At 74.3% G+C, this 13696-nt stretch carries 9 protein-coding genes; 1 reads left to right on the plus strand and 8 read right to left on the minus strand.

Annotated features, from left to right (window positions below; translation table 11 throughout):
• Position 1: 1 nt before the first annotated feature.
• The 7 genes from BLR12_RS21290 to trpB form a co-directional block, all read right to left on the minus strand.
• Complete coding sequence (locus BLR12_RS21290; protein WP_255363692.1) at positions 2-874, minus strand: acyl-CoA thioesterase; 873 nt, start codon at positions 872-874, stop codon at positions 2-4.
• Between the two features lie 79 nt (positions 875-953).
• Positions 954-2369, minus strand: a complete 1416-nt coding sequence (pyk, locus tag BLR12_RS21295) for a pyruvate kinase (RefSeq protein WP_091382258.1) — start codon at positions 2367-2369, stop codon at positions 954-956.
• 130 nt (positions 2370-2499) lie between these two features.
• Entirely contained in the window at positions 2500-3990 is a 1491-nt protein-coding gene (locus tag BLR12_RS21300) for a glutamate synthase subunit beta (protein WP_091382259.1), read from the minus strand.
• Complete coding sequence (gene gltB, locus BLR12_RS21305; RefSeq protein WP_218120780.1) at positions 3983-8653, minus strand: glutamate synthase large subunit; 4671 nt, start codon at positions 8651-8653, stop codon at positions 3983-3985. Before gltB ends, BLR12_RS21300 begins: the two co-directional genes overlap by 8 nt.
• A 324-nt stretch (positions 8654-8977) precedes the next feature.
• The gene (gene lgt / locus BLR12_RS21310; RefSeq protein WP_091382261.1) at positions 8978-9949 is read right to left on the minus strand and encodes a prolipoprotein diacylglyceryl transferase; all 972 of its coding nucleotides are present in this window, start codon (positions 9947-9949) and stop codon (positions 8978-8980) included.
• Complete coding sequence (trpA, locus tag BLR12_RS21315; RefSeq protein ID WP_091382262.1) at positions 9946-10743, minus strand: tryptophan synthase subunit alpha; 798 nt, start codon at positions 10741-10743, stop codon at positions 9946-9948. The genes lgt and trpA overlap by 4 nt, the downstream gene beginning before the upstream one ends.
• 95 nt (positions 10744-10838) lie before the next feature.
• Positions 10839-12203: a tryptophan synthase subunit beta gene (gene trpB / locus BLR12_RS21320; protein ID WP_091382263.1), complete on the minus strand. Its 1365-nt coding sequence runs from the start codon at positions 12201-12203 to the stop codon at positions 10839-10841.
• Positions 12204-12374: 171 nt separating this feature from the next.
• Here trpB and BLR12_RS21325 point away from each other — a divergent pair, with 171 nt between their 5' ends.
• On the plus strand, positions 12375-12914 hold the full coding sequence (locus BLR12_RS21325; RefSeq protein ID WP_091382264.1) for a type I phosphoribosyltransferase: 540 nt from the start codon (positions 12375-12377) through the stop codon (positions 12912-12914).
• Here BLR12_RS21325 and trpC read toward each other — a convergent pair.
• Positions 12871-13680 carry an indole-3-glycerol phosphate synthase TrpC gene (gene trpC, locus BLR12_RS21330; protein ID WP_176832624.1) on the minus strand — a complete coding sequence of 270 codons (810 nt, stop codon included), beginning with the start codon at positions 13678-13680 and terminating at the stop codon, positions 12871-12873. The genes BLR12_RS21325 and trpC overlap by 44 nt on opposite strands.
• Between the last annotated feature and the right edge of the window lie 16 nt (positions 13681-13696).

Raw genomic sequence — 13696 nt, forward strand, 5'->3', positions numbered from 1 at the left:
GTCAGGCCTTCAGCGACCGGATCAGGCCCTGCTGGGCGACCGTGGCCACGTGCGTGCCGTCGGCCGACCAGACCTGGCCGAAGCACAGCGCCCGGCCGCCGGAGGCCGCGGGGCTGTCGGTCTCGTAGAGGAACCACTCGTCGGCCCGCACCGGCGCGTGGAACCACACCGCGTGGTCGAGGCTGGCGCCGACGAACTCCCCGCCCCAGCCGCCGCCGATCCGGGCGAGCCCGGCCGAGAGCAGGGTCAGGTCGCTGACGAAGGTCAGGGCGGAGCGGTGCACGCTGGCGTCCTCGGGGAGCCGGCCGGCCACCCGCATCCACACGCACGTGCGGGTGTCCGGCGGCGACTTCAGCGTCCGGTCGAACGGGTCCTCGAGCAGCCGCTGCTCCACGGCCTGGCTGATGGTCAGCGCGGCGGCGGCCCGCTCGCCGTAGGGCTCGACGACCTCGCGCAGGCTGGGCAGGGTCTCCGGGGCGGGCACCTCGGGCATCGGCAGCGCGTGCTCCGCGACCGGGGTCTCCGGCACCGAGGCGTCGGCGGTGAGGGCGAAGATGGCCACGTCCTCACCGCGGCGCCGCTGCCAGGCGATGACCCGCCGGGTGCTGAAGGTGCGCCCGTCCCGGATCCGCTCGACGGCGTAGCGGATCTCTTCGTGCGGGTCACCGGGCCGCAGGAAGTACGAGTGCAGCGAGTGCACGCCGCGCTCCCCCGGCAGCGTGCGCGAGGCGGCCATCAGCGCCTGCCCGGCGACCTGGCCGCCGAAGATGCGCTGCAGCGGCGTCCGCGGCGTCTGGCCGACGTAGAGGTCGGTGCCGCGCTCCTCGAGGCCCAGGACCGCCATCAGCGCGGCGGCCTGGCTCTCGTCCCGCATGCGGGTCACCGGCCCTCCTCGCCGGCGCTCGTACCCCTGCCGGGACGGGCTGCGCCTCGACGTGACCCCGCGAGCCCGCTCACGAGTCGGTGCCCACCTCGTGCACGCGGATGAGGTTGGTCGACCCCGGGGTGTTGGGCGGGCTGCCGGCCACGACGACCACGCGGTCGCCGTCCCGGAGCCGGCCGATCGACAGCAGCGAGAAGTCCACCTGGCGGACCATGTCGTCGGTGTGCTGGACCTCGGGCACCAGGAAGGTCTCCACACCCCACGACAGCGCCAGCTGGCTGCGCACCCGGCCGTCGATGGTGAAGGCGAGCAGCGGCATCCGCGGGTGCAGCGCGGCCAGCCGGCGGGCGCTGTCGCCGGTCTGGGTGAAGGTGGCCAGGGCCTCGACGTCGAGGGACTCGGCGATGTCGCGGGCGGCCCGCACGATGGCGCCGGACCGGGACCGGGACTTGCGGACCACCTCGGGCGCCCGCACGGTGTCGCTCTCGACCGCGTCGATGATGCGTTCCATCGTGCGCACCGCCCCGATCGGGTGCGCGCCCACGGAGGTCTCCCCGGACAGCATCACCGCGTCCGCGCCGTCCAGGACGGCGTTGGCGACGTCGGAGGCCTCCGCACGGGTGGGCCGGGAGTTGGTGATCATGGACTCGAGCATCTGCGTCGCCACGATGACCGGCTTGTTGCGCTCGCGCGCGGCCTGGATGGCCCGCTTCTGCACCAGCGGCACCTGCTCCAGCGCCAGTTCCACGCCCAGGTCGCCGCGGGCCACCATGATCCCGTCGAACGCCTCGACGATCGCCTCGAGGTTCTCCACCGCCTCCGGCTTCTCCAGCTTGGCGATCACCGGGACGGAGACGTCCTCCTGGCGCATGACGTCACGCACCAGCTCCGCGTCGCGCGGTGAGCGCACGAAGGACAGCGCGACGAAGTCCACGCCCATGTGCAGGGCGAAGCGGAGGTCCTCCTCGTCCTTGTCCGACATCGCCGGCACGCTGACCGCGACGCCCGGCAGCGACAGGCCCTTGTTGTTCGACACCTCGCCGCCCTCGACGACCAGGCACCACACGTCCGGGCCCTCGATCCCCACGACCGACAGCGCCAGCTTGCCGTCGTCGACCAGCAGCCGGTCGCCGACCTTGGCGTCGGCGGCCAGGCCCTTGTAGGTGGTCGAGACGCGCTCGGCGCTGCCCTGGACGTCGTCGACCGTGATGCACACGCGGCTGCCGGTCTCCCAGCTGACCGGGCCGTCGGCGAAGGTGCCGAGACGGATCTTGGGGCCCTGCAGGTCGGCCAGGACGGCGACCGCGCGACCGGTGCGGTCGGAGGCCTCGCGGACCATGCGGTAGGCCTTCTCGTGGTCGGCGTGCGCCCCGTGGCTGAAGTTCAGCCGGGCGACGTCCATCCCCGACTCGACGAGGGCCGTGACCTGCTCCAGGGAGCCGGTCGCCGGACCGAGCGTGCAGACGATCTTGGCGCGTCGCGACATGGGTCAAACGCTAGTGGGGCGGCCGTCCCCGCGTGCGCAGGCCGCCCTGTGAGCCTCGTCCACACGCGACGAGGGCCGGGGCCCGCGGGAGCGGGACCCGGCCCCCGGTCGTCGAGGGGTGCTGCTCAGCTCACCGCAGCGCCACCGCGGTGGGGGTGACCGGGCGCGGCAGCATCGAGGACCCGGTCAGCCAGGTGTCGACGGCGCCGGCGGCGGCCCGGCCCTCGGCGATCGCCCACACGATGAGCGACTGGCCGCGGCCCATGTCGCCGGCGACGAAGACGCCGGGGACGGTGGACATGAACTCGCCGTCGCGGGCGACGTTGCCCCGCTGGTCGACGTCCACGCCCAGGGCCTCGACCAGGCCCTCGCGCTGCGCGCCGGTGAAGCCCATGGCGAGGAACACCAGGTCGGCGGGCAGCTCGCGCTCGGTGCCCTCGACCTTCTGGAACCGGCCGTCGACCCGCTCCACGTCGTGGATGAGCAGCGCCCGCACGTTGCCGTCGGCGTCGCCCACGAAGCGCTCCGTGTTCACGCTGTAGAGCCGCTCCCCGCCCTCCTCGTGGGCGCTGGAGACCCGCATGACCATCGGGTAGGTCGGCCACGGGTTGGTGGCGGCGTCCCGCTGGCCGGGGGGCGCCGGCATGATCTCCAGCTGCGTCACCGAGAGCGCACCCTGCCGGTGGGCGGTGCCGAGGCAGTCCGCGCCGGTGTCACCGCCACCGATGATCACGACGTGCTTGCCGTGGGCGTCGATCGGCGGGTCGTCGAGCTCGCCGAGCGCCTGGCGGTTGCCGCCCGGCAGGTACTCCATCGCCAGGTGGATGCCCACCAGCTCACGACCGGGGGCCGGCAGGTCGCGCCCCACGGTGGCGCCACCGGACAGGACGACGGCGTCGTACTCGGCCCGCAACTGCTCGGCCGACAGGTCGTCGACCCCGCTGCCACCGACCTCGACGCCGGTGACGAACCGGGTGCCCTCGGCCCGCATCTGGTCCAGCCGCCGGTCCAGGAGGGCCTTCTCCATCTTGAACTCGGGGATGCCGTAGCGGAGCAGCCCACCCACCCGGTCGGCCCGCTCGAAGACGGTGACGTCGTGCCCGGCCCGGGTGAGCTGCTGGGCGGCGGCCAGCCCGGCGGGGCCGGAGCCGATGACGGCGACCTTCTTGCCGGTGTGCTCCTGGGGGGTCACGGGCTTGACCAGGTCCCGCTGGAACGCCTGGTCGATGATCTCCCACTCGATCTGCTTGATCGTGACCGGCGACTCCTGCAGGTTCAGCACGCACGAGCCCTCGCACGGTGCCGGGCACAGCTTCCCGGTGAACTCCGGGAAGTTGTTGGTGGCGTGCAGCCGCTCGATCGCCTCGGTCCAGTCGTCGCGGCGGGCGAGGTCGTTCCACTCGGGGATCAGGTTGCCCAGCGGGCAGCCGTGGTGGCAGAACGGGATGCCGCAGTCCATGCACCGGGCGGCCTGCTGGCGCACCGCGGTGACCGGGAAGACGGCGTCCTCCCCGTTCTGCCGGGAGAGGTAGACGTCCTTCCAGTCGAGGATCCGAACGTCGACGGGACGCCGCGGCGGCAGCGCCCGCTCGTGCTTGAGGAACCCGGTCGAGTCAGCCACGTGCGGCCTCCATCACTGCCCTGTCGACGTCGGTACCTGCGGCCTCGGCGGCACGCCGGGCCTCGAGCGCGCGCCGGTAGTCGCGCGGCATGATCACGCTGAACCGCTCGGACCAGCGGCCCCAGTCGGCCAGCAGCGCGGCGGCCACCGGCGACTCGGTGTCGGCGGCGTAGCGCACCAGCACGTCGCGCAGCCACTGCGCGGACTCGCTGTCCAGCCGCTCCACGTCCACCATCTCGGCGTTGACCCGGTGCCGGGCCAGGTCCAGGACGTAGCCGATGCCGCCGGACATGCCGGCCGCGATGTTGCGGCCGGTCGGGCCGAGGATCACCGCGGATCCGCCGGTCATGTACTCCAGCGCGTGGTCGCCCACGCCCTCGACGACGGCCAGCGCGCCGGAGTTGCGCACGCAGAACCGCTCGCCGACCCGGCCGCGCAGGAAGACCTCACCCGCGGTGGCGCCGTAGCCGATGACGTTGCCGGCGATGACGTTGTCCTCGGCGGCGAAGCCGGCCTCGCGCGCCGGGCGGACGACGATCCGCCCGCCGGACAGGCCCTTGCCGACGTAGTCGTTGGCGTCGCCCAGCAGCCGCATGGTGATGCCGCGCGGGACGAAGGCGCCGAAGGACTGCCCGGCCGACCCGGTGAAGGTGAGGTCGATCGTGCCGTCGGGCAGGCCCTCGCCGCCGAAGCGGCGGGTGACCATCGAGCCGAGCATCGTGCCGACGGTGCGGTTGACGTTGCGCACCGGCAGCTCGAGGCTGACCGGCCGCGCGTCGAGCAGCGCGCCCTCGCAGAGCTGGATCAGCGTCTGGTCCAGGGCGACGTCCAGGCCGTGGTCCTGGTCGCGCACCTTGTGCCGGGCCGCGCCCTCCGGCAGCTCCGGCACGGCCAGCATCTTCGACAGGTCCAGCCCGGCGGCCTTCCAGTGGTCGACCGCCTGGCGGGTGTCGAGCAGCTCGGCGTGGCCGATCGCCTCGTCCAGCGAGCGGAAGCCCAGCTCGGCGAGGTACTGGCGCACCTGCTCGGCGAGGAACTCGAAGAACGTGACGACGAACTCCGGCCGCCCGGTGAACCGCTTGCGCAGCTCCGGGTTCTGCGTGGCGACGCCGACCGGGCAGGTGTCGAGGTGGCAGACGCGCATCATCACGCAGCCGGCGACGACCAGCGGAGCGGTGGCGAAGCCGTACTCCTCGGCGCCCAGCAGCGCGGCGATGATCACGTCGCGGCCGGTCTTCATCTGCCCGTCGGCCTGGACGACGATGCGGTCGCGCAGGCCGTTGGCCAGCAGCGTCTGCTGGGTCTCGGCCAGGCCGAGCTCCCACGGCGAGCCGGCGTGCTTGAGCGAGGTCAGCGGCGCCGCGCCGGTCCCGCCGTCGTGCCCGGAGATGAGGACGACGTCGGCGTGGGCCTTGCTCACCCCGGCCGCGACCGTCCCGACCCCGACCTCGCTGACCAGCTTGACGTGGACCCGTGCTGCGTCGTTGGCGTTCTTCAGGTCGTGGATGAGCTGCTTGAGGTCCTCGATCGAGTAGATGTCGTGGTGCGGCGGCGGGCTGATCAGGCCGACGCCCGGGGTGGAGTGCCGGGTGCGGGCCACCCACGGGTAGACCTTGGCGCCGGGCAGCTGGCCGCCCTCGCCGGGCTTCGCGCCCTGGGCCATCTTGATCTGGATGTCGTCGGCGTTGACCAGGTACTCGCTGGTGACGCCGAACCGGCCGCTGGCCACCTGCTTGATCGCCGAGCGGCGCAGGTCGCCGTTCGGGTCGGGCTGGAAGCGGTCGGGGTCCTCCCCGCCCTCACCGGTGTTGGACTTGCCGCCCAGCCGGTTCATGGCGATCGCCAGGGTCTCGTGCGCCTCCTGCGAGATGGAGCCGTAGCTCATCGCGCCGGTCTGGAAGCGCCTGACGATCTCGCTGACCGGCTCCACCTCGTCGATCGGCACGGGCGGGCGCACGCCGGTCCGCAGCGTGAACAGCCCGCGCAGCGTCGCGGCCTCCTCGGACAGCTTGTCCACGGTCTCGGTGTAACGCTGGAACACGTCGTACTGGCGGGCGCGGGTGGCGTGCTGCAGCAGGAACACCGTCTCGGGGTTGAACAGGTGCACCTCCCCCTCGCGGCGCCACTGGTACTCCCCGCCGGTCTCCAGCCGCCGGTGCGCGCGCTCGGTCGGGTTCTCCGGGTAGGCGCGGCGGTGGCGGATGGCCACCTCCTCGGCCAGGACGTCGATGCCGACGCCACCCAGCGGGCAGGAGGTGCCGGTGAAGTACTCGTCGACGAGCTCCTGGGAGAGGCCGACCGCCTCGAAGATCTGCGCCATCGTGTAGGAGCCGACGGTGCTGATGCCCATCTTGCTCATGACCTTCAGGACACCCTTGCCCAGCGCCTTGACCACGTTGCGGACCGCCTGCGCGGCCTGGATGCCGGTCAGGTTGCCGTCGCGGATGAGGTCCTCGATCGACTCGAAGGCCAGGTAGGGGTTCACCGCGGCCGCGCCGTAGCCCAGCAGCAGCGCGACGTGGTGCACCTCGCGGCAGTCGCCGGACTCGACGACCAGGCCGACCTCCATGCGGGTCTTCTGCCGCACGAGGTGGTGGTGGACGGCGGCCGTCATCAGCAGCGACGGGATCGGGGCGCGGTTCTCGTCGCAGTCCCGGTCGGAGAGCACGATGATCCGGGCGCCGGCGGCGATCGCCTTGCTGACCTTGGTGCGCAGCTGCTCGACGGCCTGCGCCAGCGCCGCCCCGCCGCCGTTGACGTCGAAGTGGCCGGTGATCCGGACGGCGGCGTAGCCGGGCAGGTCGCCGTCGTCGTCGATGTGCAGGATCTTGGCCAGCTCGTCGTTGTCGATGACCGGGAACGGCAGGAACAGCTGCCGGCAGGACGCCGGGGTGGCCTGCAGCAGGTTCTGCTCGGGGCCGAAGGTGCGGCCCAGGCTGGTCACCAGCTCCTCGCGGATGGCGTCCAGCGGCGGGTTGGTCACCTGGGCGAACAGCTGCCCGAAGTAGTCGTAGAGCAGCCGGGAGCGGTCCGAGAGAGCCGCCACCGGGGTGTCGGTGCCCATGGAGCCGATCGGCTCGGCGCCCGAGGACGCCATCGGGGTGAGCAGGACCCGCAGGTCCTCCTCGGTGTAGCCGAACAGCTGCTGCCGGCGGACGACGGACTCGTGGCTGGGCCGGGCGCGGCGGCGCTCGGGCAGCTGCGGCAGGTGGACCAGGCCGGCGTGCAGCCAGTCCTCGTAGGGGTGCTCGGCGGCGAGCGCGCCCTTGACCTCCTCGTCGCGCACGATCGCACCCGAAGCGGTGTCGACCAGGAACATCCGGCCCGGCTGCAGCCGGCCCTTGGCGACGACGTCGGCGTCGGGGATCTCCAGGACGCCGACCTCGCTGGCCAGCACGACCAGGTCGTCCTTGGTGTGCCACCAGCGGCCCGGGCGCAGCCCGTTGCGGTCCAGGACGGCGCCGATGAGCGTTCCGTCGGTGAACGCGACCGCGGCCGGCCCGTCCCACGGCTCCATGATCGAGGCGTGGAACCGGTAGAAGGCCCGGCGGGCCGGGTCCATCTCGTCGTGGTTCTCCCACGCCTCCGGGATCATCATGAGCACCGCGTGCGGCAGCGACCGCCCCGACAGGTGCAGCAGCTCGAGCACCTCGTCGAAGGTGGCCGAGTCGCTGAAGTCGCTGGCGGTGACGGGGAAGATCCGCTCGAGGCCCAGCTCCGACGCCGGACCGGCCGGGCCGTCGAACAGCTCGGTCTCGAGCTTCGCCTCGCGGGCGCGCATCCGGTTCCGGTTGCCCTTGATGGTGTTGATCTCGCCGTTGTGCGCGATCAGCCGGAACGGGTGGGCCAGCGGCCAGCTCGGGAAGGTGTTGGTGGAGAACCGGCTGTGCACCAGCGCGATCGCCGACTCGTAGCGCTCGTCGCGCAGGTCGGGGAAGAACGCGGGCAGCTGGTCGGTGGTCAGCATGCCCTTGTAGGTGACGGTGCGGGAGGACAGCGAGGCGATGTAGAGGGAGCTGCCTGCCTCCGACGCGGCCCGCTCGGCCCGCTTGCGCAGCACGAAGGCACGCCGCTCCAGCCGGGTGACGCCGTTGACGGCGACGCCGCCGCCGAACGCGGTGGCGTCGGCGCGGGCGCCGATGGTCTCGGCGACGAACAGCTGGGCGAAGTGCGGCATGACCGCGAGGGCGGTGGGGCCGACGTCGGCGCCGTCGGGGTCGACGGGCAGCTCGCGCCAGCCGAGGACGGTCAGGCCCTCCTCGGCGGCGAGGCGGTCCACGTCGGCGAGCCGCGCGGCGCGCTCGGTCCCGTCCACGGGCAGGAAGGCGACGCCGACGGCGTACTCGCCCACCGGCGGCAGGTCGAAGTCGACCTCGGCGCGCAGCAGCGCGTCCGGGACCTGGGTGAGGATGCCCGCGCCGTCCCCGGAGTTGGGCTCGGACCCGGCCGCACCGCGGTGGTCGAGGTTGTGCAACGCGGTGAGACCGGCGGCCACGATCCTCCGGGAGGCGCGTCCCTGCACGTCGGCGACGAAGGCGACGCCACAGGCGTCCTTGTCGTTGGCCGGGTCGTACAGGCCGCTCGCGGCCGGGACGGCGGAGAACGGCACGGCGGTGCCGCCGGAGAACGACGAGTTCGCGGCGGGGGCGGTGGACTCGGACATGTCACTCCCGTCGTCGGCACGCCACCTGCGTCCCCGGCGGCGGCGGCGGGGGCAGGGCGGGGGCGCGGGGCCCGGCCGGTGGTCAGAGGGCAGAGGAGCGGAGCACTGCGGGAGAGCCGGCCGGCGGACGGTCCGGAGACCGTCGGGCCCGACCCGGCTGGCGAGCCCCGGGGATGGTGCCCCGGTGCTGTCGTCCGCGGGGCGGCGCTGGCCCGGTTCCGACGCGTGCGACCCCGCCGGGATCACCGTGGGGTCTCGGCAGAAGGGTACACAGGCGCGACACCGGTCTCGTACGCCCGAACCCCGGCTGGCGGCGCGTCGTCCTCAGCCGTCGGAGTGTCGCCGACCGCCGTCCCCACCAGGGTCTTCGCCGTCGCGGACCTCCGCGGTGGCGGGCGCGACCGCCGGGGCGGCACCGGCCCGGTCGCCGCGGCCGGTCGCGGTGTCGCCGGCGTCACGTCCCCGGGTGATCACCTCGCGCGGGCGGCCGCGCTGCCAGACCATGTACCCCACCGCGAGCAGGCCGACGACGGCGGCGGTGTAGACGTTGAGCCGGACGCCGAGGATCGTCTCCGCGGGGTCGGTGCGCAGCAGCTCGATCCACAGCCGGCCGGCGCAGTAGAGGGCGACGTAGAGGGCGAAGGCGCGCCCGTGGCCGAGCCGGAACCGCCGGTCGGCCCACACCACGACCAGGGCCGCGGCCAGGTTCCACAGCAGCTCGTAGAGGAACGCCGGGTGGAAGGTGCCCAGCACGAGGGGCTGGCCGTCGGCGCCCACGACCGCGCGGGTGCCGGTCCACTCGTAGACGGTCAGCGCCCAGGGCAGGTCGGTGGCCCGGCCGTAGAGCTCGTTGTTGAACCAGTTGCCCAGCCGCCCGATGGCCTGGGCGACCAGCAGCCCGGGGGCCAGCGCGTCGCCGAAGGCGGGCAGCGGGATGCCGCGGCGGCGGCAGGCGATCCAGGCGCCGACCGCGCCGAGGGCGATGGCGCCCCAGATGCCGAGGCCGCCCTCCCAGATCGCGAGGGCGCGCAGCGGGTCGCCGCCCTCGCCGAAGTAGGGCCGGGGGCTGCTGACGACGTGGTACAGCCGGCCGCCGATGATCCCGAACGGGACCGCCCAGACGGCGATGTCCAGGACGTCGCCGGGCGCTCCGCCGCGGGCCACCCAGCGCCGCTCGGTGATCACGACCGCGGCCACGATCCCGGCGATGATGCACAGCGCGTAGGCCCGCAGCGGGAACGGGCCGAGCTCCCAGACCGCCTGGGTGGGGCTGGGGATCGCGGCCAGCACCGTCACTGCGCAGCCACCGGGCGCCGGACGCCCGCGGCGAGGTCCTCCGACAGCCGGCGGACGCCGTCGGCCCCCCGGCCCTCGAGCAGCTCCCGCACGTAGGCCGACCCGACGATCACGCCGTCGGCGAAGCCGGCGACCTCGGCGGCCTGGTCGCCGTTCGAGACGCCCAGGCCCACGCAGACCGGCACGTCGGTGACCGCGCGGGTGCGGGCGACCAGCTCCTCGGCGGCGTCGCCGACGGCGGCCCGGGTGCCGGTCACGCCCATGGTGGAGGCGGCGTAGACGAAGCCGCGGCAGGCACGGGCCGTCGCGGCCAGCCGGGCGTCGGTGGAGGACGGCGCGACGAGGAACACCCGGTCGAGGTCGTGGGCCTCGGACGCGGCGAGCCAGGCCGCGGCCTCGTCGGGGATGAGGTCGGGGGTGATCGCCCCTGCTCCCCCGGCGGCGGCCAGATCCGCGGCGAACCGGTCGACGCCGTAGCGCTCGATGGGGTTCCAGTAGCTCATCACCACCGCCGTCGCACCGGCGGCGGCGACCGCCTCGACGGCGCGCAGCACGTCGCGCATGCCGACGCCCGCGCGCACGGCCGGGTCGACGGCCTGCTGGATGACCGGGCCGTCCATGCCGGGGTCGCTGTAGGGGACGCCGACCTCGACGACGTCGGCCCCGCCCTCGACGGCCGCGACCATGGCCGCGATGGAGGCGTCGACGTCCGGGTAGCCGACCGGGAGGTAGGCGACCAGCGCCGCCCGGCCCTCCGCCTTCGCCTCGTCGATGGCCTCCTGCAGCCGTGACACGGCTCGGCTCCGGTCTCGCTCCGCTCCTCGCTCGACGCCGTCAGTCGCCTCCGCGGCGCTCGCTGCGATGCTCACTCCACCGTCGCCCTCGGACGTCATGCCGACTCCCCCGCGTCCTGCCCGGCGACCGCGTCGCCGGAGGTGACCGCGCCCTCGGTGGGCTGCTGGTCGGTGTCCATGCCGGCGCCGGGCTCCACGTGCTCGCGGTCGCCGAGGCCGAACCAGCGGGACGCCGTCTCGACGTCCTTGTCGCCGCGGCCGGAGAGGTTGACCAGCAGCAGCGGGGGCTCGTCCCCGGCCCGCCCCGCGAGCTCCTGCCCCAGCTTCACCACCCCGGCCAGCGCGTGCGCGGACTCGATCGCCGGGATGATGCCCTCCGTTCGGCACAGCAGCGCGAAGGCCTCCATGGCCTCGGCGTCGGTGACCGGGCGGTACTCCGCCCGGCCGATGTCGTGCAGGTGGGAGTGCTCCGGGCCCACCCCCGGGTAGTCCAGGCCGGCGCTGATCGAGTGCGACTCGGTGGTCTGCCCGTTCTCGTCCTGCAGCAGGTAGGAGCGGGCGCCGTGCAGCACCCCCGGCGTCCCGCCGGTGATGCTGGCCGCGTGCCGGCCGGTGCCCACGCCGTCCCCGCCGGCCTCCAGGCCGATCAGGCGCACGCCGTCGTCGGGGACGAAGGCGGTGAAGATGCCGATCGCGTTGGAGCCGCCGCCCACGCAGGCCAGGACCGCGTCGGGCAGCCGGCCGGTCCGCTCGAGCACCTGGGCGCGCGCCTCGTCGCCGATGACCCGCTGGAAGTCGCGGACCATCTCCGGGAACGGGTGCGGGCCGGCAACGGTGCCGAAGACGTAGTTCGTCGTCCCGACGTTGGTGACCCAGTCGCGGAAGGCCTCGTTGATGGCGTCCTTGAGGGTCCGCGAGCCGGTGGTGACCGGCACGACCTCGGCCCCGAGCAGCCGCATCCGGGCGACGTTGAGCGCCTGGCGGCGGGTGTCCTCCTCGCCCATGTAGATCGTGCAGGACAGCCCCATGAGCGCCGCGGCCGTGGCGGTCGCGACCCCGTGCTGACCGGCGCCGGTCTCGGCGATGACCCGCTGCTTGCCGATCCGCTTGGTGAGCAGCGCCTGGCCCAGGACGTTGTTGATCTTGTGCGAGCCGGTGTGGTTGAGGTCCTCGCGCTTGAGCCAGACGCGCGCTCCGCCGGCGTGCTCGGCGAACCTCGGCACCTCGGTGATCGGGCTCGGCCGGCCGGTGTAGTCCCGATGCAGCGCGGCGAACTCCTCGATGAAGGCCGGGTCGGCGCGCATGGCGCGGTAGGCCTCGGTCAGCTCGTCGAGGGCGGCGACCAGCGCCTCGGGCACGAACCGGCCACCGAAGACCCCGAAGTGCCCGGTGGCGTCGGGCCAGCTCGGCTGCGCCGGCTCGAGTCGCTCCTCGGGCGGGTGGACGGCGCTCGTGGTCATGGCCCCAGTGTCCCGCGTCCGGCGGCGCAGGGGGCGCAGGGGGTCAGCGCGCCGTCCCGGCGTGCGGTGCGCGCCACTGTCGCGCCGTTCTCCACGCTCTCGCGCCGGTGCAGCAGCGCGGGGACAGGAGGAACGGCGCGGGAGTCGGCCCGTCCCACCCAGCCTGCCGGGGTGACGGGGAGCGGGGACGACGGCCGGCGGGCGGCGCTGGCGGCCGTCCGGTGGGTCGACGGCCACGGCGACGTGTGGGCCGGCGCCGGCGTGACCCACGTGGCCGGCCTGGGGGCCCGGGGCTTCCCCGTCGGCGCCCCGACCGCCATGGCGCTCGGCGCCGGCTCCGTGCCGGTCCGGAAGCGGCCGGGCCGGCTGCCCGGCCCGACCCCCAGCGGCTGGGCGGCTCCCGACCACCGCGGCTCGCGGCACGAGCTGCACGTCCAGGCGGTGCTGCGCCCCGGCGACCGGGTTCTGGTGGTCGACGACCGGGCCGAGCGCGGGGGCCAGGCGGAGGCGGCCGCCGGGCTCCTCCGGCGGCAGGGCGCGGAGGTGGCCAGGGTGGCGCTGGTCGTCGACGAGCTCCCCGACGACGTCCGGGCCCGGCTGGACCGGGGCGGCCCCGTCCAGGGGCTCGCGCCGAGCCCGCGAGGCGTGCGGAGGACGGGGTCCGCTGTCAGCGGGGGGTGTGCGGGGTGGCCGGGTGCGCGCCGGCGGTGACGAGGTCGGCGACCGCCTGGCGGGCGTCGCCGGCGGTGACCAGGCCCTCGCCGACGAGGACGGCGTCGGCACCGGCGGACGCGTAGGAGAGCAGGTCGTGCGGGCCGCGGACGCCGGACTCGGCGACCTTGACCACCCCCGAGGGCAGCCCCGGCGCGATCCGCTCGAAGGTGGAGCGGTCGACCTGCAGCGTGGTGAGGTCGCGGGCGTTCACGCCGATGACCGCGGCGCCGGCCGACAGCGCCCGGTCGGCCTCGGCCTCGGTGTGCACCTCGACCAGCGCGGTCATGCCGAGCGACTCCACCCGCTCCAGCAGGCCCACCAGCGCGTTCTGCTCGAGCGCGGCGACGATGAGCAGGACGACGTCGGCCCCGTGGGCGCGCGCCTCGTGCACCTGGTAACTGGTGACCACGAAGTCTTTGCACAGCACCGGGACGTCGACCGCAGCGCGGACGGCGGCGAGATCGGCCTGGCTCCCGCCGAACCGGCGCCGCTCGGTGAGCACGCTGATCACCCGGGCGCCGCCGTCGGCGTACTGCCGGGCCAGCACCGCGGGGTCGGGGATGTCGGCGAGCGCGCCCTTGGACGGGCTCTGCCGCTTCACCTCCGCGATGACCCCGACGCCGGGGGCGCGCAGCGCGGCCAGCGCGTCGAGCGGCGGGCGGGCGTCGGCCGTGGCGGCCTTGACCTCCGCCAGGGGGGTGAGCGCCTCGCGTGCCGTCAGGTCCTCACGGACGCCGGCGACGATCTCGTCGAGCACGGACACGAGTCCTCCCGCTGCT

It is taken from the genome of Geodermatophilus sp. DSM 45219 (genome assembly GCF_900104025.1).
In the GTDB taxonomy this organism is placed as follows: domain Bacteria; phylum Actinomycetota; class Actinomycetes; order Mycobacteriales; family Geodermatophilaceae; genus Geodermatophilus.